Raw genomic sequence first — 21,560 nt, 5'->3', positions numbered from 1 at the left:
CGGGGCCAATGATTTCCGGGGCGCGCGGATCCCCGATGGTTTCGTCCGGTTTCAATTGAAACAATGCTTGGGTTCGGGGAAGGTCCCGTCCTTGACGTCTTTGACGAAAGCGGCCAGCGCGGCTTGCACCGAGCCGGCCTGTTGCATGTAGTTCTTGACGAAGCGGGCCTTCTTGCCCGGGTAGATGTCCAGCATGTCGTGCAGGATCAGGATCTGGCCGGAACAGTCCGGCCCGCCGCCGATGCCGATGGTCGGGATGCCGATGGCTTCGGTCACCGCCTTGCCCAGCCGCGACGGCACGCATTCCAGCACGATGGACGCGGCGCCGGCCTGTTCCAGCAGCTTCGCCTCGCGGATGATCCGTTCGCCGGCGGCGTCGGTCTTGCCCTGGACGCGGAACCCGCCCAGCTGGTGCACCGCCTGCGGCGTCAGCCCGAGGTGCCCCATCACCGGAATGCCGCGGTCGACGAGGAATTTCACGGTCTCGGCCATGGCCTCGCCGCCCTCGGCCTTGACCATATGGGCGCCGGCAGCCATCAGCCGGGCGGCGCTGTCGAAGGCTTGCACCGGGCTGGCCTGGTAGGCGCCGAACGGCAGGTCGCCGACGATCAGTGCCTTACGCGATCCGCGGGCCACGCATTCGGTGTGATAGATGATATCATCGAGCGATACGGCCAGGGTGGAATCGCGGCCCTGCACAACCATGCCGACGGAGTCGCCGACCAGCAGGATCTCGACCCCGGCTTCGTCGCACAGCGTTCCGAAGCTGGCGTCGTAGCACGAGGTCATGGCGATCTTCTCGCCGGCGCGGTACATCTTGTGTAAATCGGTAACGGTCAATGCCATGGAATGGTCCTTTGCAGTCTGTACGGTGGCAAGAGGGGAGGGCGACGGCGGCTCAGGTATTTGATCAACGACCTTTGAGCGCTGCGCGTACTTCGGCCGTGGTCGCGAGGTGTCCACCGGCGGCTTCGATCCGCGCTTGAGCACGCTTTACCAGCGCCCGGTTATCATGCGGGCAGTGAAATCTGGCATCTTCAAGCCCGACACGCACATGCCCGCCGCGCGCCACCGTGGCTTCCATGATTGGTTCGACATCGACCCCAAGGCCCGCGATCATCCAGTGCGCGCCGGGTGCTTCCTGCGACATCAGCGCTTGATAGGCGTCCAGCGCCCAGTCCTTGGGTGGAAATCCGAACGCAATGTCGTTCGAGAACATCAGCCGGTAAATCGGGTTTGGGGTGCCTGGGTAGGCGGCGTGCAGCGCCGCGCCAAGTCGCATGAACCCAGGCTCATAGATTGCGTAAGACGGGGTGATCTGGTGGCGCTGCGCCAGGTCCAGCCCATAGCGTATATGGGGTTCGGGGTTGGCATAGACGAAACCGATCTGCCGGTCGGGAATGCCATCATAGCGGGTCAGGTTGGTCGATCCGGGATCGACGACCGCCCATTCGATCAACCCCCTCTCCAGCAGCTTTTCGACCGCCGCGAAGCGTTCTTGCGGCGACAGGGGCACAGGGGCATCGACGCTGCCCGCGAAAGGGATCGTCGGGTAGCAGATCACATCGACCCGGTTACGTATGCGTTCGATGATCGGAGCGTAAATATCGTAGTCGTCGCGCTGGCGCTTGGTTTCGTGGTCATATGCATGAAAATGCAGGATCGCGGCGCCTGCCTCGGCGCAGGCGATGGCATCCTCATAGATCTCGTCGGCAGTTACCGGGATGCCGGGCTGAAGGTCGCGGGACCACGGCCCGTTGATGGCCGCTTCAAGCCAAATTGGTCGGTTCATTTCGTTTCCCTTGTTTTGTGTCGGTTCTGCGCCCTCGGTGTCATTGACTCACTTGACACGCATCCGCATAATGATCATACACATAGTCATTATACCACTTTGTAGGCAACTGCAAGAGGTCATGACACGCCATGCAAATTGACGGAGAAGCAGACAGATGCACAAGTCAGAAGTTTTGAAGACCTCACGTGGACGGATCATCCTGATGGATTCGATTACCAAGCTCACACCGGAGGACGAGGGCGCGATGATCGTTTCAGCGTCTCATGGCGGTTCCAGTTCGGGAGAATTCGCTCTCGAGGTGCCGGTTTCCGTTGTATTCTTTAACGATGCCGGGGTCGGTCGCGACAATGCGGGGATCTCGGCGCTGAAAATGCTGCAGGACCACGGTGTGGCGGCCGGAACCATCGCCCACGACAGCGGCCGGATCGGCGATTCCCAAGACATGTGGGAACACGGAAGAATATCGCACCTGAATGGGCTCGCCGGCGATTTGGGGCTGCGAACGGGCGAGTCGGTTCACGACGCGTTGACCAGATTGATCCAATAAACCGCCGGGTCCGTTCCCCGTTTCCGCAGGCCACGGCGTCAGGAGCGCTCGACAGCGCCCGCGTCGCCGCCATGCTTGCTTGATGCCCCTTGTGACCCCAGCGCGCAAGGGGCGGTTCAGTTTTCCCGACATTGGCGCATATGCCTTTGAATTAGTCGGACCCAAGATGCGTGTTGAGGATGGCCAGCGGTCCTCGACATGGGAAACCCACTCGTTCGGGTCGAATGTCCGGGCCAGCGCATCTGCCCCTTCGACCTCCTGGATGAGCCAGGCATTGGCATCGACTTTCGAGATGACGTCACGCACCCGCTGGAAATCCGCCTCACTGCGAGGCCGACAGCCTCGGTCGGTCTCTACAACGAGATGTTCGATGTTCCAGCTTGCAATGTGAAGAGTTTTGACACAGGCCGAACAGGTTCAGAGGAGCGCTGCAACGGTGATCAAGATGCCCACGAACCCTTCTCCTCGATCGTCTCGGCTTCGACGAGATAGAACCCTAATGCCCTTGGCTGCCGTCGGCAAACAAAGTTCATGGAGAGCTCCCGCAACCAAAATACTCTATGCTGAATGCCTGAACGTCGTCATCCGGGGTTGTTCAGACGCGGTAGCGGGCGAGGAACATCTCGACTGCGCCGTTGACGACGCGGGCGATGTCCGTTTCTGTCACCTCATTGCACATGCCACAGAGACTGCGGACAAAGAGATCTCCCTTGCACAGCTCGCCGAACTGGTTGGCGGCAAGATCCATGTCGTCGATGTCGAGGATCCCGGCCTCGACATAGGGCGCGAGCACCTTGCTCAGCCGTTCGCGCACGAGCGCCGGGCCCGAGGCATAGAAGCGCCGCCCAAGTTCCGGAAAGCGATGTGATTCTGCGACGCAGATGCGAAACACCTGCTGCCCGAAATCCGACAGGAAAAACCGCACGATCCGGCTGGCCGCCTCGTGCAGGACCTGCTCGATCGGAGCACCCTTGCCGATCACTTCGATTGCTTCTTCGGCCTGCCGGTTGCATTCGATGCGCGCAACTTCGGAAAACAGAAGCCGCTTGTCCGGGAAATAGCTGTAGAGCGTCGCCTTGGAAACCTGCGCCTCGCGGGCGATGTCATCGACGCTGGCGCCTTCAAAGCCATCGCGCATGAAGACCGTCCGCGCCCCTTCGAGCACCTGATCGAACTTGCGGCCTTTCTTGATCGCAACAGCCGGTGGCGGCATCCGCACCCTCCCCATAGGTCGAGTCAGTCTAGTCGCGCCGTGGGTGGAACCGCAAGCACATCTACGTGAGGGTGGGGATTTGGCAGGCCGCCGTGCGGGCAGCCTGCAAGGCTCAGTCATTGAGTCCGCTCTTGTCCTTGGTCACCGTGGCCGGGGCGGGCTCGGGAAAGGTGAGCGTCGGGGTGAGCGTGTTCGTGTCGACGTTCAAGGCCAGAACCGGCGAGGCCGCGAGAGACAGGGAGAGGGCGATTGCAGACAGTACGTGTTTCATGTCAGGCTCCATATTGAACTACTCAGTTCATAATGGATATCTAAACAGATCGGTTCAGATTGCAAGAGAAAACTGAACCGATCTGTTTAGATTCTGTGTGACAGTCCGCAGCTTTTTGCTTGAACGACAAACAGACTGCAATAAGTTAGAACTATTCTAAAAAGAGGATTGTCATGATTCCCGGAGTGTCAACACGTCGCCGTTTCAAGGATCTGTCAGAGCAGGAGATCCTCGCTCTGGCGATCTCGTCAGAAGAGGATGACGGGCGGATCTATCGCTCTTATGCGGAAATGCTGAGAGCCGACTATCCCGATACGGCTGCAGTATTTGACGGCATGGCGATCGAGGAAGATGGTCATCGTCAGCGGCTGATAGACCTGCATCGCGCGCGGTTCGGCGAGGTGATTCCGCTGATCCGGCGCGAACATGTGGCGGGATTCTACAGTCGCCGTCCGGTCTGGCTGATCGAGAATCTCGGGCTTGAGCGCATACGCGACGAAGCCGAAGCGATGGAGCGCGATGCGGAAGCCTTCTATCTCAAGGCGGCACAGCGCATAAGCGATGCCGCCACCCGCAAGCTGCTCGGGGATCTCGCGGCGGCGGAGGCAGGCCATCAGAGCCGCGCCGAAGATCTGGAAGCGGAGCATCTGGGGAACGACGCTCGTGCCACCGAGGACCGCACCGCGAAACGCAGATTCGTCCTCACATGGGTGCAGCCGGGTCTGGCGGGGCTGATGGATGGATCGGTCTCGACGCTGGCACCGATCTTTGCCACTGCATTCGCGACGCAGGACACATGGACCACGTTTCTGGTGGGTTTGGCGGCGAGTGTCGGCGCGGGCATCTCGATGGGTTTCACCGAGGCTGCGAGCGACGATGGGGAACTGTCAGGCCGTGGCAGCCCGGTCAAGCGTGGCTTTGCCTCCGGTGTCATGACCACGGTGGGCGGGCTGGGCCATGCGCTGCCTTACCTTATCCCGGACTTCTGGACCGCCACGATCACCGCCTTTGTGGTGGTTTTCGTGGAGTTGTGGGCGATTGTCTGGATTCAGAACCGGTATATGGAAACGCCGTTCTTCCGCGCGACGTTTCAGGTGGTTCTGGGCGGGGCGCTGGTGTTTGCGGCGGGTGTGCTGATCGGCAGCGGCTAGGCATCAGCCAAGGTGCAAACCGCCGATTTTCTCGATGAACCGGATGATCTGTCCGACGCCCTGACCACTGCGCAATTGTGCCAGAACATAGGGGCGCGGCCCGCGTGCGGTCGAGGTGTCTGCCTCGAGCAGTGCCAGATCAACGCCCACATAGGGCGCGAGGTCGGTCTTGTTCACCACCAGAAGGTCGGATTTCGTGACGCCCGGCCCGCGTTTGCGCGGAATGTCCTGACCGGCGGCGGTGTCGATCACATAGATCGTGAGATCCGCCAGTTCCGGGCTGAAGGTGGCGGCCAGATTGTCACCACCCGATTCAATGAGGATGAGATCGAGATCGGGAAAGGCTGTGGTGAGATCGGACACCGCAGCAAGGTTGATCGAGGCATCCTCGCGGATTGCCGTATGCGGACAGCCCCCCGTCTCGACCCCCCGAATACGCGCGGCGGGCAGGATCTGCGCGCGTGTCAGCGTCTCGGCATCCTCGCGGGTGTAGATGTCATTGGTGATCACCGCCATCGAGCAGCGGGACGCCATCGCTCGCGCGAGATGCTCGGTCAGCGTGGTCTTGCCCGCGCCAACCGGGCCGCCGATACCCACACGCAGCGGGCCGTTCATGCGTTGCTGGTTCATGTGCGAAATATCCTCACCTCCATGGTTTCGTGTTGCAGCGCCGCCAGATCGCTCGCCAGCGCGCACCCGCCCAGATCGTCGAGCGAGGCTGCCGCCGCGCGGGTGGCCAGAGTGTGGATCGTTGGTAAAAGGCGGGCCAGCACCCCTTGCCCCTCGGTCTGGCCCAATGGCACATGCCGGATCGCGATGGTGCAGAGGTTGGCGGCAAAGCCTTGCAGATAGAGCGCCGCCACGCTCGCCGCTGGCAGGCCAAGCGGCACGGCGGCGTGGCCGAGCGCCACGGGCAGGAGGCGCGATGCCAGATCGCGCTCGGTGAGCGCGCCCACGGTGCGCGACAGGGCCGCACCCTGTTCCGCACTCTCTTGCAGTCGCTCGGCAGAAGGTTGCAGGGCACGCCCCAGAACGTCGAGCGCGTCTGCATCCGCCTCTGGATGGAGCGCGTGACAGAGCAGCACCGCATCCTGCCAGCCCGCGCCAAAGCACAGGATATTGGACAGCCACGTCTCGAGAGTTGCGGCATCCGTGATCGTGCCAAGCGCAATCTCGCGCTCGAGCCCGTGAGAATAGGCAAAGGCCCCGGTGGGAAAGGCGGGCGAGAGCCATTGGATAAGTCTCAGGTGCGCAGGGCTGAGCATCAGGTATGTACATGCCCGTGATCGTGCCCCATGATGCGCCCCTTGCCATAGGCTCCGCCCTCAGGCCGGAAGGGGCCGGCCACGGGAACCAGATGCGCCCCGAGATGTGTCAGCATCGCCTCGATCACATGGTCGCGGCGAATGCGCAGGTGATCCGCGCCGATCTGGCAGGGCGTGTGACGGTTGCCGATATGCCACGCGAGACGGGGCAGATCGCCGCGCACCTCGATCAGATCCTCTGGCGCAGGTCTGACGCCGATGGCGCGTCCGTCATCGAGGACAAAGCCCCAGTGATCGTCAAGGTTGGTCACCTCCGCCAGATCGGCAAGAAAGGCCAGGCCGCTGTCCGTCACCAGACGTTTGCGCCGCATCAGGCGCTGATCGTAATCCAGCATCACATGATCCGCCACCTCGGGCGGTGCGTGGCGCAGCAGGTGGCGGGAAACAGGCAGGTTGGTCATGACACCCTCTCAAAACAGGAAATAGCGTTGCGCCAGCGGCAGTTCGCGGGCGGGTTCGCAGGTCAGGAGTTCGCCATTGGCGCGCACCTCGTAGGTTTCGGGATGCACCTCGACCACCGGTGTCAGGTTGTTGTGGATCATGTCGCGCTTGCCGATGGTGCGGGTGTTCGAGACGGCCACTGTCGATTTCGCAAGGCCCAGTGCTGCGCCAACCCCATCGGCCTGCGCGGCTGCAGAGACAAAGATCACCGAAGAGCGCTCCAATGACCGTCCATAGGCCCCGAACATCGGTCGGGAACAGACCGGCTGTGGTGTCGGGATAGAGGCATTGGGATCGCCCATCTGCGCCAGCACGATCGTGCCGCCCATCAGCACCATTTCCGGCTTTGCGCCAAAGAACGCGGGATCCCACAGCACCAGATCGGCGCGCTTGCCCGGCTCTATGCTGCCGATATGCGCGCTTATCCCGTGAACGATGGCCGGGTTGATCGTGTATTTCGCCACGTAGCGTCTGGCGCGGATATTGTCATTGTCCCCCGTCTCTTCGCTGAGCCGTCCGCGTTGCTTGCGCATCTTGTCGGCGGTCTGCCATGTGCGGGTGATCACCTCGCCGACGCGGCCCATCGCCTGACTGTCGGACGCCATGACCGAAAATGCGCCCATGTCGTGCAGGATATCCTCGGCGGCAATCGTCTCGCGCCGGATGCGGCTCTCGGCAAATGCCACATCTTCGGGGATCGCCTTGTCGAGATGGTGACAGACCATCAGCATGTCGAGATGTTCCTCGATCGTGTTGACGGTATAGGGCATCGTCGGGTTGGTCGAAGAGGGCAGGATATTCTCATAGCCTACCACCTTCATTATATCGGGGGCATGGCCACCACCCGCGCCTTCGGTGTGAAAGGCGTGGATGGTGCGGCCTTTAATGGCGGCAAGCGTGTTTTCCACGAACCCGGATTCATTGAGCGTGTCGGTGTGGATCATCACCTGCACGTCCATGTCGTCGGCGACACTCAGGCAGCAATCAATCGCGCCCGGCGTGGTGCCCCAATCCTCGTGCAGTTTCATTGCGCAGGCCCCGGCGCGGATCTGCTCGACCAGCGCCTCGGGCAGGCTTGCGTTGCCCTTGCCTGCAAGGCCGAAATTCATTGGGAGTGCATCGAGCGATTGCAGCATCCGTCCGATATGCCAGGCTCCCGGCGTGCAGGTGGTGGCAAGCGTGCCATGCGCAGGCCCGGTGCCGCCCCCCAGCATGGTAGTTATGCCGGAATGCAGCGCGTCGTCGATCTGCTGCGGGCATATGAAATGGATATGCGCGTCAAACCCGCCGGGGGTGAGGATACGACCCTCGCCCGCAATGATCTCGGTGCCCGGGCCGATGATGATGTCGACGCCGGATTGCGTGTCGGGATTGCCCGCCTTGCCGATGATGGCGATGAGACCGTCGCGCAGGCCGACATCGGCCTTGTAGATTCCGGTGTGATCGAGGATCAGCGCGTTGGTGATGACCGTGTCCATGGCGCCGCCCGCGCGGGACCTCTGGCTTTGCCCCATACCGTCGCGGATCACCTTGCCGCCGCCGAATTTCACCTCCTCGCCATAAGTTGTGAGGTCGCATTCCACCTCGATGACGAGATCGGTATCGCCAAGGCGCAGCCGGTCCCCCGTGGTCGGGCCATACATTGCGGCATAGGCTGGGCGGGGGATCGAGATGGGCATGATAGCTATCCTGGCAGATCGGACATGAGGTGGCATTCGGGGCGGGTCGCGTGCGGCGTGCCGGGCAAGAGAATCATCACGTTTTCGTGAACATTTCGTGCTATGCTTTCAACGTTTTGGGGAGTGACCGGGCTTTCGAAGCCCGGCTGATGAGGCAATTCATTATGAAAGAGAACGCCCTGGCGGCGACATGTGTCGCTTTGCTCGCGATGGTCGGGCCGGTTCGGGCAGATGCCGAGACCCTGTTCGAGCGCGGTGCCTATCTGGTGCGCCACGTGGCGGCCTGCGGCAACTGTCACACGCCGATGGATCCCGACGGACCGATAGAGGGGCAGGAACTGGCCGGTCGACATGTCCTGTCGATCCCGCCCTTTGACGCCTGGGCGCCCAACATCACCCCTGCTGGGATCGGCGCGTGGACCGACGCAGAACTTGCCCGGGCGATCCGCGAGGGCATCCGCCCCGACGGTACGGTGCTGGGTCCGCCCATGCCCTTCGATCTCTATCGCGGCATCTCGGACGAGGATCTGACCGCAATCATAGCCTATCTGCGCGCGGTGTCGCCTGTTGAGAATGAGGTGCAGCGGTCGGTCTATCGCATACCTCTGCCCGACAGCTATGGCCCGCCGCTGGACAAGGTTGACGCCCCTGAACCGGGTGTGACGGTTGAATACGGTGCCTATCTGGCCGGGCCGGTCGCGCATTGCATCGAGTGCCACACGCCGATGGAGGGCCTCCATCACGATTATGAAAACCGGACTGGCGCAGGCGGGCGCGATCTGAGCGGACCCTGGGGACCTGCAATCTCCTCGAACCTGACACCGGCTCCGCACGCGCTTGCGCGCTGGACCGATGACGAGGTCATCGCGATGATCCGCACCGGCCGCCGCCCCGATGGCAGCGCGATGACCCCGCCCATGGGCTACGGGTTCTATACCGGGATGTCGGAGCGCGACGCGCGAGCCATTGTGGCCTATCTTCGCAGCCTGCCGCCGGTGGATTAGTGACCTCAGGGTCATTCCAACGGTCCCATGACCCGTTGGTTGAACCCGAACACCCGCCGCGCGCCACCATAGGGGATGAGCCGCACCTCGCGTGTTTGTCCCGGCTCGAACCGCACGGCGGTGCCTGCGGGAATGTCCAATCGTTGACCGCGCGCCGCGTCCCGATCAAACGACAACCCGGTATTGGCCTCTGCGAAATGATAGTGGCTGCCCACCTGAACCGGCCGGTCGCCGGTATTGGCGACCAGCAGCACCGTCACCGGCGCGCCAGCATTCAGCGTGATCTCGCCTGGTCCGGTGAACAGCTCTCCCGGGATCATCTGCGCCGCCGCCCGGCAAGATAGCCACCCGTCAGCGCGATCAGGCCCACGACGAACAGCCAGATCGCGTCAATCCCGTGCGGATGCAGATGCGTGCCGGGATCGGCCAGCGCCAGTGTCGGGGTGAGCAGGAAGAAGGCAATGGGATAACGCATGATCTGATCCTTTCAACGGATGGGGTTGTGGACGGTGACAAGTTTCGTGCCGTCAGGAAAGGTGGCCTCGACCTGAACGGAATGGATCATCCCGGCAATACCCTCCATGCATTGATCGGCGGTGACGACATGCGCCCCTGCCTCCATCAGATCGACGACAGTGCGCCCGTCGCGCGCGCCTTCGACGACGAAATCGGTGATCAGCGCTACCGCCTCTGGGTGGTTGAGCCGGACACCGCGCGCCAGTCGCCGGCGCGCCACCATGGCGGCGAGGCTGACGAGCAACTTGTCCTTCTCTCGTGGGCTTAGGTTCATCAGCGCGCTCTCCTATATCTGCCAGACCTGCGGTGGGGGGCCGGGCCGCAGCACCGACAAAAGCCGCAGGATCTGGCGTCGCAGCGGCCACCCATCGCGCGCCATGAGCCGGATGATCAGTTTACCATCAAAGCCAGACGCGCCGCCGGATGTGTCCGGTTCGCTCAGCATTGCGCGCACCGGGCCAAGCGCATCCTCGGCCCCCTGCGCCACCAGCGTCAGCGTGGCAAAGGCGCGTGCGCCGGCGAGGATGCCGGGGCCTGCGGCGAGCGCCTCGGTGTGGATACGCAGTGGCTCGAACAGCACGGGGGTTCCGGTGCGCCGGACCATGCGGCGGTCGTCGAGCGCCAGCCTGTTCAGCGTCTCGCCCATCGCAGCGCGCCCCAGCACCACCGCTTCGAGCAGCAGGCAGGATGCGTCCTTGCCCAGATCAATCTCTGTCTCGCGGTGCAGGGCGCTGTGGTCAAAAAGGATGGTTTCCTGTGGTAGCCAGTCGAGATGCGCGCCTTCGGCCAGCCTGTGCAACACGGTGACGCGCGCCGGGGATCCGGTGCTGCGATAGGCGCGTTCGGCGGTTTGCGTGGTGGCCGTGGCCCGACAGGCCGTGCCCAGATCCAGGCGGTAGTCGAGCGTGTCGCCCTCGGCCAATCCGCCGGAGGTGTTGAGAAAGACCACCTCTGGTCCCGACCGACCCGGATGAACAAAGGCTCTGGCCGAGCCCGCCTGATGCAGCCGGTTCAGCCCTGCGCCGGATGGGCCGGGCAGGAGGCTTACATGCACGGCACCCGTGCTGCGCTGATGCTGGATGGCGGGGCAGGCGGTCATTGGCGATTCCGGTTTTGGTCGATCCGAAGCTATCGGCTCTGCGTCCTTCTGCCAGTCATGGCGTGGCGGTTGCGGTTTTTCCGCCGCCGCGGGGGATTCAACCGCCCAAACTTTAGGCGCGCCGCCCATCAGATCGACACTTCGCGCAGGAGCCGCTCACGCTCGACCACAGCGGCAGATTCCGACAGGCGCACCTCGCCCCGGTTCAGCACCACCAGATGATCCGCCAGCTGATAGGCGAAATCGAAATACTGTTCGACCAGGACGATCGCGATCTCACCCTCGTCGCGCAACAGGGCGATCACCTCGCCGATCTGCTTGATGATATTGGGTTGGATACCCTCGGTTGGCTCGTCGAGCAGCAGCACGCGGGGCCTTGTGATCAGCGCACGGGCGATGGCAAGTTGTTGTTGCTGCCCGCCTGACAGGTCGCCGCCGCGCCGGTTTCGCATCTGCGCCAGCACCGGAAACAGATCATAGATGCGTGGCGGGATCGCGCGCTCGGATTTCGGCAGGCACGCAAAGCCGGTCTCAAGGTTTTCGGCCACCGTGAGGAGCGAAAACACCTCGCGCCCCTGCGGGACATAACCGATGCCGGCCCGCGCCGCCTGTGCCGCGCCGAGGTGGTTCAATTCGGCTCCGTCCAGCGTGATGCGCCCGTCCGTATAGGGATGCCGCCCGGCGATGGCCTTCAAGAGGCTGGTCTTGCCCACGCCATTGGTGCCCATCACCGCCGTTACCGCGCCTGGCCGCGCCGTCAGGCTGATACCATGCAGGATCTGTGAGGCCCCGTAATGCAGGGTCAGGTTCTCGACGCTCAGCATGGTTCATCTCCCCAGATAGACATCAATCACCTGCTGGTTCCGGGTGACATGATCGAGACTGCCCTCGGCCAGGACAGACCCTTCGTGCAGCACGGTGACCTTGCAGCCAAGGCGACGGACAAATTCCATATCATGCTCGATCACCACCACGGCGCGTGTTTCCGCCGCGCGTTTCAGAATGTCGGTGGTGTGTTCGCGCTCTGCCGGGGTCATTCCGGCGGCGGGTTCGTCGACCAGCAAGAGACGTGGATCCTGAGCCAGAAGCATTCCGATCTCCAGCCATTGCTTCTGTCCGTGACTCAACTCTCCGGCGCGGCGGGACAGGGCATCCAATAGTCCGATTTCCTCAGCCAGTTCGGCAACGCGCGCAGCAGCCGCCTTGGAACGCCTGTAGAAGAGTACGTCGAACGGCCCCCGCTTGTTGTGGAGGGCCATGGCGAGGTTCTCGCGCACGGTCTGCGTCTCGAACACCGTGGGTTTCTGAAACTTGCGCCCGATACCCGCCCGCGCGATCTGGCTCTCGCTCATCCCGAGAAGCGATACGGATTTCTCACCCCAGATCACACGGCCCTCATCGGGCCGCGTCTTGCCGGTGACGATGTCCATGAAGGTCGTCTTGCCCGCGCCATTGGGGCCGATGACGGCGCGCAGTTCCGGTTCCGCGATCTGGATCGACAGGTTGTTGATCGCGCGGAACCCGTCGAAGGTGACGGAGATACCGGAGACTTCGAGAAGCGTGGTCATGGCTTTCTCACCAGATAGTCAAAGAGCCCGCCGATACCGCGCGGAAAGAAGAGCGTGACCGCGACAAAACCCAACCCCAGCAGCACCAGCCACCAGTCGGTCCAGAGGATCGTGTAGAAGCCGAGGTTGATACTGGGCGCGCCGCCACCCGTAAACCAACTGGAGGAGAGCGAGACCGCAGCCGCGCCGATGACCGCACCATAAAGCCGCCCGCGCCCGCCAATGGCCACCCATACAGCAAGGTAAATGGACGCAATCGGCGCGATCTCAGCCGGGTTGATGATACCCGCCTGCGGGTAATAAAGCGCGCCTGCGATGGCAGAGACCACGGCGGTGAGGGTAAAAATGACCAGTTTGTAGCGCTCTACATCATAGCCCAGAAACCGCACCCGCGCCTCGTTGTCGCGAATGGCGCGGATGACCGATCCGAACTTGCCCGAGACCAGCCAGGCAAAGAGCAGGTAGCCAAGGCCAAGCGCCAGAGCAGAGGCCCAGAAGAACCATATCGCCAGAGTGGATTGCGACAGGTGCAGCAACCCGGGGATGTTCTGCAGGCCCGACAGGCCGTTATTGCCGCGCAGCCCGGTGTCGTTCTGAAAGAGATAGAGCGACAACGCCAGCGTCATGGCCTGCGTCAGGATCGAAAGATAGACGCCGGTCACACGGCTGCGAAACGCCAGCCAGCCGAAGATGAGCGCCAGAAGACCGGGCACCAGCAACACGAGCAGGAGTTGCAGGGGCAGGCTGTGGGCAAAGCCCCAGACAAATGGCAACTCGTTGCTGCCCACCACACCGAAAATCTGCGTGGCGATGGCGTTCTCTATCTCGGTCGGCGTCGGCGGGATGGGTGCGGCGGCGAGCGACTGGACCACGATGCCCTCGGTGCGGGCATACATCAGCCACATGCCGATGGCATAGCCGCCGAGGCCGAAAAAGGCGAAATGCCCGAGGCTTAGGATGCCGCAATAGCCCCAGACCACATCCATCGCCACTGCGATGAGGCAGAGGCAGAGCGTCATGCCCAGGATCTTGACCATCGAGGTCGAGAGGAACGCAAGTCCGAACCCCTCGGAAAGAACCGTGACGCCGAGGGTAAAGAGCGCGAGACAGCCAATGAACCGCAGGGCCGACGGGTTTTCCGCCAGAAACCGCTTGCGCGGAGCAATCTCGGGTTCGCTCATGGCTCAGTCCCCCGCCGCGCGACCCTTGAGGGCGACGATGCCCTTGGGCCGGAACTGGATGAACATGATAATGAAGAGGATCATGTAGGTTTGCGCCGCCAGCGTGTTGGAGGGGTTGAACCATTCGATTCCCTTTTGCAGGAACCCGATGAGCGAGGCACCCGCCAGCGTGCCCCAGACATTGCCGACACCGCCCACGACTACGGTCATGAAGCTCTGGACGATGTAATTGGCACCCATCTCCGATGTGACTTGCGCGTAAAGGCCGATGGCTACGCCCGCGATCCCGGCTATGCCCGATCCCAGACCGAAGGTCAGCATGTTTATGCGATTCGGGTTGATGCCCATCGAGGCCGCCATGCCTGGGTTTTGCGTCACAGCGCGCATCTCGAGGCCCAGTCGGGTGCGTTTGAGGATGAAGAGCAGCAACGCAAGGAAGATCAGCGACAGCACGAAGATCGCGACGCGGATATTGCTGATGCTCACGATGTCATTCAGAGTCAGCGCCCCGCTCAGCCAATCTGGGGCGGTAAGCGGTCGCGCTTGCGTGCCAAAGACGTTTTTGGCCAGTTGTTGTAGTGCGATGGAGATGCCGAAGGTGGCCAGCAGGGTTTCCAGCGGGCGGGTGTAGAGATGACGGATCACCAGGCGTTCCATCGTCACGCCCGCGCCGAAGGTCACGGCAAAGGCCAGCGGCAACGCCACGATCAGGCTGAATGTATAGTCGGGGATGAATATCTGCACGACATAGCCGGTATAGGCCCCCATCATGATGAATTCGCCATGCGCCATGTTGATCACGCCCATCACACCAAAGGTGATGGCAAGGCCGATGGCGGCGAGAAAGAAGATCGAGGCGAGCGACAGCCCGTCCAGCACCAGATCGAGCGTCTGGTAGAGACCGAGTGTGCGCGTGGTGGTGGCGAGCGCATCCTCGGCGGCGGCGGTCACCTCTGGGTCGGGCTGGACATAGGTTTCGTAGAACACATGGGCGGCCACTGTGCGTGCCACCTCATTCTCGGCCGCGCGGGCGGGCACGGTACCTGCCGCTTCCAGCGCCTCGTAGGCGCGAGTGCGGGCGGCGTCTGTATCAAGCTGATGCAGCGGCACGCCACCCACCGCCCCATCAACGATATGCTGCGCCAGCACCTCGCGTCGATCTGTTGCGCTCTGCCGCGGCGGGGCGAGACCTGCGCCCACCAGTCGGTCATAGGCTTCGGTCCCGGATATATCCTCTCCGACCTCAAGTACGCGCGCGATATTGGCGCCCTCTGGCAGGGCGATGGCCACGCCAGCCTGCCGTGCGGTCAGTTGGTTCAGGACGCTGCGCGCTTCGATGCTAATATCGCCTGCAAGATCGCTGATTGCCGTGAGCCGTGCGGATTGAGGCGTGCCGAACTGTGCGGTGAGCAGCACCAGAAGGCGCTCCTTGCGACGTTTCAGCACTGCGTCGGGTTCGTGATCAATCGAGTCAGCGAGGGGAACGATCTGGTCGGCATCGCCGCTGCGCGCTATGGCATCAAGCGCCGCCTGCCGCCGTGCGGGCTCCGGCGCGTTCAACTCAAAAGGCGCGAGAGCCGCGGCGATTACCCCCCTCACCCCGGAATTGGGGCGAATCTGGTTGATCTCGCGGCGGGTCACTTCGGCAACTGCGACGCCGCTGTCGATGTCGATCAGGTGCAGGGCGCCGCTCGCCTCTTGGGCGTAAAAGAAGAACCCATCCCCGGGCCGCTCGTAGACCCCGCGATCTTGCCAGCGGCGCAGGAATTCAGAGGTGCCTGGACGGTTCTCCCTCAACAGCGCCGCCAGAACCCGGTCCACCGTGGTGCGCGAGGGTTTGGCGATCTCGGCCTGATACTTCTGCAAAAGCGGTTGCAGACCCTCTTGCGCAATCGCCACACCGGGGCGCAGCGCCGGTGTGCAGGCAAGGATGGTCACGATCACCGCGAGACGGGCGAGAGAGGCGGGAGAACACATCTGTATCTAGGCCTTGATGAGGGGAGGAACGGCGCGGGGCCTTTGCCCCGCGCGCCTGCTCAGTAGTTCGAGGTCATCTGAACGCAGGTTCCGGTTTCGGTGTTGTACATACCGCAGCCCAGTTCCTGCCAGTCGCTCTTGAGGACGGCGCTGTCAGGCAGGTAGTCGGTCCAGGCATCGCCAGCCACTTCCTCGGTCTGACTGATAATGTCGAATTGCCCGTCGGCGCGGATCTCGCCGATCAGCACCGGCTTGGTCAGGTGATGGTTGGGCAGCATCACAGCGGTGCCGCCGGTGAGGTTGGGATACTCCTGCCCCCACATCGCCTGACGCACTGCGTCCACATCGGTGGTGCCCGCCTCAGTGACCGCGTTCACCCACATGTTGAAGCCGATGTAATGTGCTTCCATCGGGTCGTTGGTCACGCGGTTCTCACCCGCATGGGCCTTCCACGCCTTGACGAATTCGGCGTTGATCTCGGTATCAGCGGATTGAAAATAGTTCCACGCCGCGAGATGGCCGACGAGTTCGGTGGTATCCAGCCCCGAGAGCTCCTCTTCGCCCACGGAAAAGGCGACGACAGGGATGTCATCGGCGCTGACGCCCGCAGCGGCCAGTTCCTTGTAGAACCCGATATTGGCGTCGCCGTTGATGGTCGAGATCACGCCCACCTTCTTGCCACCTGCGCCAAGCGCCACGACATCAGCGACGATGGTGGCCCAGTCGGAATGGCCGAATGGCGTGTAGTTGACAAAGATATCCTCTGTCGCGACGCCCTTGGATTTCAGGTAGGCATCAAGGATGTTGTTGGTGGTGCGGGGATAGACATAGTCGGTCCCCAGCAGGGCAAAGCTCTCGACGCCCAGTTCCTCGAGGAAATAATCCACCGCCGGGATCGCCTGCTGGTTGGGGGCGGCGCCGGTGTAAAAGACGTTTCTAGACGATTCCTCGCCTTCATACTGGACAGGATAGAACATCAGCCCGTTGAGTTCCTCCAGAACCGGCAGGGCCGATTTGCGGCTGACGCTTGTCCAGGAGCCAAAGATCACATCGACCTCGTTTACCGTCAGCAATTCGCGGGCCTTCTCGGCGAAGAGCGGCCAGTCGGAGGCCGGATCGACCACGACCGCCTCGATCGGGCAGCCCAGCAACCCGCCCTTGGCGTTCTGCTGTTCGACCAGCATCAGAACGGTATCCTTGAGCGTGGTCTCTGAGATCGCCATCGTGCCCGATAACGAATGCAGCACGCCCACCTTGACGGTGCAGTCCTGCGCCAGCGCGGGGGCAGCGCTGAGCGCGGTCGTCGTGGCCGCAACGGCCAGCAGAATTCTGGTATTCATTGTCCACAAGACTCCCATGTCCGGGCTGCGTGCATGGGCCCGCCGGAGGCTTTTCAAGCCCTGATCCGGCTGCTAGGCTGTTTGCCGCAGCATCACGATGTTGTTGCCGTCCAGCGGTGTCTGTCTTCCAGGATCAGGGCCGCTGGACGGTATGTGCGCTTTCATCAAGCAACGCCATCCAACACCGCGCCGACTGCCGCGACCACATGCCCATGCGTTTCGAGGGGGCGCATCAACGAGAATGCCGATTTTTTAGACGGTTGGCCGGGGCTGCGCCCGATTTTTTCGCGGTTGCAGAGAGGCGCGATGCCGCGTTGCAGCATCAGGCCGTGCCGGACGCGCTGACGCCTCGCTCCGGCTCCGGTCAGATCTCAGGATTTGGCAGGCTCTCGAATGCCTGCTTGAGGGCGTCGCCCCAACCGTCCGATATTCTGCGAAAATAGGGATCGTCGGTCTCAATGCGCCGGATCCCGGGCAAGGTCAGGCTGTCAGTTTCATAAAGGCAGACATCAATCGGCAGGCCCACCGAGAGATTGGCCTTGATTGTCGAATCAAAGCTGACCAGCAACAGTTTCATCGCATCGGCAAAGCTCATTCCGCGTTCATAGGCCCGCACTAGAATCGGGCGGCCATATTTGGTCTCGCCAATCTGGAAGAACGGCGTCTCGTCGCTGGCTTCGATAAAATTGCCCTCGGGGTAGATCAGAAACAGGCGCGGCGGCCCGCCCTTGATCTGACCGCCCAGGATCATCGTGGCGTTGAAACTGCTGTCGGCGCGTTGTCCAGTGGTGGCGTGGGTGTCGATCACGTTGCGCAGGGTGCCCGCGACCAGTCGCGCGGCCTGAAACATCGAGGGCACGGACAGGATTGTCGGGTCGCGTTCCTCATGCGCCTTGGTGCGTTCCTCGAGCAGGCTGATCACCGCCTGCGTGGTTGCCAGATTGCCGGCGGTGAGCAACACCAGCGCTCGCTCTTCGGGTATCTGCCAGCTGTGCAGCTTGCGAAAGGTCGAGATGTTGTCGAGCCCCGCATTGGTGCGGGTGTCCGACATGAATACGATCCCACGATCCAGGCACAATCCCACGCAATAGGTCACCGGCCAACCTCTGTCACTGTTGCTGCGTCACCCTCAGGCTGACAGCCATGTTTTCCTCTGCCGGACCGTAACGATGGCCGATGACCGGCGCGGCCTCTGTGTAATCGAGGCCGGTGGCCACCCGCACATAGCGCGTATCGGGCGAGATCGCGTTCGACACATCGAATCCGACCCAGCCCAGTCCCTCGACATGGGCCTCTGCCCAGGCATGAGTGGCGCTCTGCTCGTCCTGTCCGTCCATGCGCAGATAGCCCGAAACATAGCGCGCCGGAAGACCCATCGTGCGCGCGCAGGCGATGAACACATGGGCGTGATCCTGACAGACGCCATGCCCCGCCGCGACCGCGTCCTCGGCGGTCCAGACGACCTCTGACTTGCCTGTTTCGTAGGTGATGGCGCCATGTACTCGCGCCGACAGGTCGTGCAGCCGCGCCAGATCGTTGTCACCCTCGACCGCGCGGACAATCTCGCGGCAACCCTTGCCAGCGCGAGTGTGATCGGTGGCGCGCTGAAACAGCCAGAGCGGGGTCAGCCCCTCATGCGGGCCGACGATCCCGGCGGTGTCGGCCATCTCGACGACTCCCCGTGAGCGGATCACCAGTTCGGTCACACCGGCGTCAAAGCCGAACAGGATCACATGGTTGCGGTGGTGGTCGTCAAATTCAACCTGTTTGGTCGCCCCCTCGACCGTGATAGCCCAGTCAACCACGGTCTGCCCGCGCGTCGGCTTGGGATAGAGCCGGATCTGCTGCACGCCATACGGGACAGGGGCAGAGTAGGTGTAGCGGGTGGTGTGGTTGATCGCGAGGCGCATGTGCTATCCGTAAAACCTGTAGTCAATCTCGATCTGGGTGCTCAGACTGGCCAGATGGCCCAGCACCTCCTGCACATACTCATGCAGGCCATAATCGAAGATCGCGTCGATGTCGTGGCTCATGAATCGGCGACAGAGGGTATCGGCCTGTTGATGACAGGGCAGGCGCATGTCGTAATCCGTGGCCAGGTAATTGAGATTGTCCCGCAGCTTGGCGCAGCAGAAATTCAGGCTGCGCGGCATGCGTTTGTCGAGGATAAGGAATTGCGCGATGCCCATGGGCGTGACATCCGGGCCAATGGCCAGCCGATAGCCTCCCTCGCCGCTGACCGAACGCAGGATCGTGTCCCATTGCACATTGTCCAGCCGCGAGCCAACCGCCGCCGCAGAGGGCAGGAGCACGTAATATTTCACATCGAGAATCCGCGCGGTATTGTCTGCCCGCTCGATAAAGGTGCCGATACGGATGAAATCATAGATCTCGTTGCGCAGCATGGTGCCCAGGATAGAGCCACGCACCAGCGCATTGCGTTCGCGGATCAGGGACAGGATGCGGGGCAGGTCGCGGGTAGGCACCTTGCGGGCAAGCGCCTCCTTGAGCAGCATCCAGAAGGAGTTGACCGCCTCCCATGCCTCGTGCGTCAGCGCCGTGCGCACCAGCCGCGCGTTGTTGCGCGCCAGTGCGATGGTGGCCATGACAGAGGTCGGATTGTCCGGATCGCGCAGCATCCAGTCGATCGCCTGTTCCGGCAGCATTTCGTCATGCTTGTCCAGATAACCCTGTGACATCGCCGCCGCCTGCAGCACTGACAGCCAGTCATCCGCGCCGCTACCCGCGCGCGTCAGTGCGATGCGTTGCCCGGTCTCAATCATCCGGGCGGTATTCTCGGCCCGCTCCAGCAGGCGCGCCATCCAGAAAAGCCCTCCGGCGGTTTTTCCCAGCATCGCCTAGTCCTCCAGCACCCAGGTGTCCTTGGTGCCGCCGCCCTGTGACGAGTTCACCACCAGCGAGCCCTTTTTCATCGCCACCCGCGTCAGGCCACCGGGGGTGACATTGATCCCTTCGGGCGACATCAGGACAAAGGGGCGCAGATCGACATGCCGCGGAGCCAGCCCCTTGTTGGTGAAGATCGGCACGGTCGAGAGGCTGAGCGTGGGCTGCGCGATGTAATTGCCGGGGCGGGCGCGCAGCTTTCGTTCGAACTCCCTGAGTTCCTTTCTGCTCGCGGCGGGGCCGATCAGCATGCCATAACCGCCCGAGCCATGCACCTCCTTGACGACCAGTTCGGACAGGTTGGCCAGCACATGTTCGAGGCTATCTTTCTCGTTGCAGCGCCAGGTAGGTACGTTTTGCAGGATTGGTCGCTCGCCGGTGTAGAATTCGACGATCTCGGGCATGTAGCTGTAGATCGCCTTGTCATCTGAAATACCCGTACCCGGTGCATTGGCGATGGTGATGCCACCTGCGCGGTAGACATCCATGATCCCCGGCACGCCAAGCGCGGAATCGGGGTTGAAGTTGAGCGGATCGAGAAAATCGTCATCAACCCGGCGATAAAGCACGTCGATGGGTTGATAGCCGCGGGTGGTGCGCATGGCGACGCGGCCATCGACGACGCGCAGATCGTGCCCCTCGACCAGTTCCACGCCCATCTTGTCGGCCAGAAAGGCGTGTTCGTAATAGGCTGAATTGTAGATGCCGGGGGTCAGCACCGCCACCGTCGGAACGCCCTCGCAGGCCGGAGGCGCCGATGCGGCAAGCGAGCGGCGCAGGTTGCGCGGGTAGTCCGAGACCGGGCGCACCCGGGTCTGACTGAAAAGTTCGGGGAACATCCGCAACATGGTCTCGCGGTTTTCCAGCATGTAGCTGACACCCGACGGCGTGCGTGCGTTATCCTCGAGCACAAAAAAATCGTCCGGTCCGGTGCGCACCAGATCAATGCCGGTGATATGCGTATAGACCCCGCCCGGTGGCGTGACCCCGATCATCTGAGGCAGGAACGCCTCATTGCCTGAGATCATTTCCTGCGGTACGCGACCGGCGCGCAGGACTTCCTGCCGGTGATAGATGTCATGCAAGAAGGCGTTGATCGCGCGCACCCGCTGTTCGATACCGCGCTCCAACCGCTGCCATTCGCGCGCCGAGATAATCCGCGGGATGATATCGAACGGGATCAACCGCTCCTCGGCCTCGGAGCGGCCGTAGACGTTGAAGGTGATGCCGGTGAGGCGAAAGAGATCCTCGGCCTCGCGCTGTTTGGCGCGCAGGCGGGCGGGGTCCTCTTTGCCGAGCCATGCGTCGAAAGTGGAAAAGGGTTCGCGTACCTGCCCCCTCGGCCCCTGCATCTCATCGAACATATCCATGGGATGATGGTTTCCCTGTCCATGACCCTGCGCAATCAGAATCTTTGTGCTATAGCGGGTTTGTTGCGGGTTATTGCCCGCTTAACCCTCAACCATGCACAAAATCCGGGCATTGGCAAATCTCTCTGATGTGATGGCTGTCGCGGACGCAGCGCACCGATGCTGCCGCATGTCTGCGT

General features: G+C 62.5%; 25 protein-coding genes. 3 read left to right on the top strand and 22 right to left on the bottom strand.

Annotation, left to right across the window (positions count from 1 at the left end; genetic code table 11):
• Positions 1 to 51: 51 nt before the first annotated feature.
• The gene (gene panB / locus BSG08_RS09875; RefSeq protein WP_093035876.1) at positions 52 to 846 is read right to left on the bottom strand and encodes a 3-methyl-2-oxobutanoate hydroxymethyltransferase; all 795 of its coding nucleotides are present in this window, start codon (positions 844 to 846) and stop codon (positions 52 to 54) included.
• A 64-nt stretch (positions 847 to 910) separates the two neighbouring features.
• The gene (locus BSG08_RS09870) at positions 911 to 1,792 is read right to left on the bottom strand and encodes a beta-keto acid cleavage family enzyme (RefSeq protein ID WP_093035873.1); all 882 of its coding nucleotides are present in this window, start codon (positions 1,790 to 1,792) and stop codon (positions 911 to 913) included.
• Between the two features lie 157 nt (positions 1,793 to 1,949).
• Here BSG08_RS09870 and BSG08_RS09865 point away from each other — a divergent pair, with 157 nt between their 5' ends.
• Positions 1,950 to 2,342 carry a hypothetical protein gene (locus tag BSG08_RS09865; RefSeq protein WP_093035870.1) on the top strand — a complete coding sequence of 131 codons (393 nt, stop codon included), beginning with the start codon at positions 1,950 to 1,952 and terminating at the stop codon, positions 2,340 to 2,342.
• Positions 2,343 to 2,937: 595 nt separating this feature from the next.
• On the opposite strand, the gene BSG08_RS09855 is transcribed toward BSG08_RS09865, so the two are convergent.
• Together BSG08_RS09855 and BSG08_RS19465 are read right to left on the bottom strand one after the other, a co-directional pair.
• Complete coding sequence (locus tag BSG08_RS09855) at positions 2,938 to 3,555, bottom strand: TetR/AcrR family transcriptional regulator (RefSeq protein WP_093035864.1); 618 nt, start codon at positions 3,553 to 3,555, stop codon at positions 2,938 to 2,940.
• 112 nt (positions 3,556 to 3,667) lie between these two features.
• Positions 3,668 to 3,826, bottom strand: a complete 159-nt coding sequence (locus BSG08_RS19465) for a hypothetical protein (protein WP_175544741.1) — start codon at positions 3,824 to 3,826, stop codon at positions 3,668 to 3,670.
• 173 nt (positions 3,827 to 3,999) lie between these two features.
• Here BSG08_RS19465 and mbfA point away from each other — a divergent pair, with 173 nt between their 5' ends.
• Positions 4,000 to 4,977 carry an iron exporter MbfA gene (mbfA, locus tag BSG08_RS09850; RefSeq protein WP_093035861.1) on the top strand — a complete coding sequence of 326 codons (978 nt, stop codon included), beginning with the start codon at positions 4,000 to 4,002 and terminating at the stop codon, positions 4,975 to 4,977.
• A gap of 3 nt (positions 4,978 to 4,980) precedes the next feature.
• Here the strand turns inward: mbfA and ureG are convergent, their stop codons facing one another.
• From ureG to ureC, 4 genes are read right to left on the bottom strand one after another with little or no spacing between them, the layout of a single operon-like run.
• Entirely contained in the window at positions 4,981 to 5,607 is a 627-nt protein-coding gene (ureG, locus tag BSG08_RS09845) for an urease accessory protein UreG (protein ID WP_175544751.1), read from the bottom strand.
• Positions 5,604 to 6,242 carry an urease accessory protein UreF gene (locus BSG08_RS09840; protein ID WP_093035858.1) on the bottom strand — a complete coding sequence of 213 codons (639 nt, stop codon included), beginning with the start codon at positions 6,240 to 6,242 and terminating at the stop codon, positions 5,604 to 5,606. The genes ureG and BSG08_RS09840 overlap by 4 nt, the downstream gene beginning before the upstream one ends.
• Complete coding sequence (locus BSG08_RS09835; RefSeq protein WP_093035855.1) at positions 6,242 to 6,703, bottom strand: urease accessory protein UreE; 462 nt, start codon at positions 6,701 to 6,703, stop codon at positions 6,242 to 6,244. The genes BSG08_RS09840 and BSG08_RS09835 overlap by 1 nt, the downstream gene beginning before the upstream one ends.
• A 9-nt stretch (positions 6,704 to 6,712) precedes the next feature.
• Positions 6,713 to 8,422, bottom strand: a complete 1,710-nt coding sequence (ureC, locus tag BSG08_RS09830) for an urease subunit alpha (protein ID WP_093035852.1) — start codon at positions 8,420 to 8,422, stop codon at positions 6,713 to 6,715.
• Positions 8,423 to 8,586: 164 nt separating this feature from the next.
• On the opposite strand from ureC, the gene BSG08_RS09825 reads away from it, so the two are divergent.
• Positions 8,587 to 9,426, top strand: a complete 840-nt coding sequence (locus BSG08_RS09825; protein WP_139274554.1) for a c-type cytochrome — start codon at positions 8,587 to 8,589, stop codon at positions 9,424 to 9,426.
• An 11-nt stretch (positions 9,427 to 9,437) separates the two neighbouring features.
• Here the strand turns inward: BSG08_RS09825 and BSG08_RS09820 are convergent, their stop codons facing one another.
• The 14 genes from BSG08_RS09820 to BSG08_RS09765 form a co-directional block, all read right to left on the bottom strand.
• On the bottom strand, positions 9,438 to 9,746 hold the full coding sequence (locus tag BSG08_RS09820; protein WP_093035849.1) for an urease subunit beta: 309 nt from the start codon (positions 9,744 to 9,746) through the stop codon (positions 9,438 to 9,440).
• Positions 9,743 to 9,901: an LPXTG cell wall anchor domain-containing protein gene (locus BSG08_RS19240; protein ID WP_139274553.1), complete on the bottom strand. Its 159-nt coding sequence runs from the start codon at positions 9,899 to 9,901 to the stop codon at positions 9,743 to 9,745. Before BSG08_RS19240 ends, BSG08_RS09820 begins: the two co-directional genes overlap by 4 nt.
• 12 nt (positions 9,902 to 9,913) lie before the next feature.
• Positions 9,914 to 10,216, bottom strand: coding sequence for an urease subunit gamma (locus BSG08_RS09815; protein ID WP_093035846.1), 303 nt, complete (start codon positions 10,214 to 10,216; stop codon positions 9,914 to 9,916).
• Positions 10,217 to 10,228: 12 nt separating this feature from the next.
• The gene (locus BSG08_RS09810; protein WP_093035843.1) at positions 10,229 to 11,041 is read right to left on the bottom strand and encodes an urease accessory protein UreD; all 813 of its coding nucleotides are present in this window, start codon (positions 11,039 to 11,041) and stop codon (positions 10,229 to 10,231) included.
• 128 nt (positions 11,042 to 11,169) lie between these two features.
• On the bottom strand, positions 11,170 to 11,865 hold the full coding sequence (gene urtE, locus BSG08_RS09805; protein ID WP_093035840.1) for an urea ABC transporter ATP-binding subunit UrtE: 696 nt from the start codon (positions 11,863 to 11,865) through the stop codon (positions 11,170 to 11,172).
• A 3-nt stretch (positions 11,866 to 11,868) separates the two neighbouring features.
• Positions 11,869 to 12,609 (bottom strand): urea ABC transporter ATP-binding protein UrtD, encoded by a 741-nt coding sequence (gene urtD, locus BSG08_RS09800; protein ID WP_093035837.1) that lies wholly within the window; start codon positions 12,607 to 12,609, stop codon positions 11,869 to 11,871.
• Complete coding sequence (urtC, locus tag BSG08_RS09795; protein ID WP_093035834.1) at positions 12,606 to 13,790, bottom strand: urea ABC transporter permease subunit UrtC; 1,185 nt, start codon at positions 13,788 to 13,790, stop codon at positions 12,606 to 12,608. The genes urtD and urtC overlap by 4 nt, the downstream gene beginning before the upstream one ends.
• 3 nt (positions 13,791 to 13,793) lie before the next feature.
• The gene (urtB, locus tag BSG08_RS09790; protein WP_093035831.1) at positions 13,794 to 15,767 is read right to left on the bottom strand and encodes an urea ABC transporter permease subunit UrtB; all 1,974 of its coding nucleotides are present in this window, start codon (positions 15,765 to 15,767) and stop codon (positions 13,794 to 13,796) included.
• Positions 15,768 to 15,826: 59 nt separating this feature from the next.
• Positions 15,827 to 17,107 (bottom strand): urea ABC transporter substrate-binding protein, encoded by a 1,281-nt coding sequence (gene urtA / locus BSG08_RS09785; protein WP_093035828.1) that lies wholly within the window; start codon positions 17,105 to 17,107, stop codon positions 15,827 to 15,829.
• Positions 17,108 to 17,271: 164 nt separating this feature from the next.
• A complete protein-coding gene (locus BSG08_RS19460) occupies positions 17,272 to 17,430 on the bottom strand; it encodes a hypothetical protein (RefSeq protein ID WP_175544750.1) in 159 nt (52 codons plus the stop codon).
• A gap of 41 nt (positions 17,431 to 17,471) precedes the next feature.
• Positions 17,472 to 18,203, bottom strand: coding sequence for a proteasome-type protease (locus BSG08_RS09780; protein WP_093035825.1), 732 nt, complete (start codon positions 18,201 to 18,203; stop codon positions 17,472 to 17,474).
• 13 nt (positions 18,204 to 18,216) lie between these two features.
• A complete protein-coding gene (locus BSG08_RS09775; RefSeq protein ID WP_093035822.1) occupies positions 18,217 to 19,017 on the bottom strand; it encodes a transglutaminase family protein in 801 nt (266 codons plus the stop codon).
• 3 nt (positions 19,018 to 19,020) lie between these two features.
• Positions 19,021 to 19,962: an alpha-E domain-containing protein gene (locus BSG08_RS09770; RefSeq protein ID WP_093035819.1), complete on the bottom strand. Its 942-nt coding sequence runs from the start codon at positions 19,960 to 19,962 to the stop codon at positions 19,021 to 19,023.
• Between the two features lie 3 nt (positions 19,963 to 19,965).
• On the bottom strand, positions 19,966 to 21,381 hold the full coding sequence (locus tag BSG08_RS09765) for a circularly permuted type 2 ATP-grasp protein (protein ID WP_093035816.1): 1,416 nt from the start codon (positions 21,379 to 21,381) through the stop codon (positions 19,966 to 19,968).
• Positions 21,382 to 21,560 lie beyond the last annotated feature (179 nt).

Source organism: Roseovarius azorensis, assembly GCF_900109455.1.
Taxonomy (GTDB): domain Bacteria; phylum Pseudomonadota; class Alphaproteobacteria; order Rhodobacterales; family Rhodobacteraceae; genus Roseovarius; species Roseovarius azorensis.
Note: the sequence above shows the minus strand (reverse complement) of the source record. Positions and strands in the feature narration are given on the sequence as shown.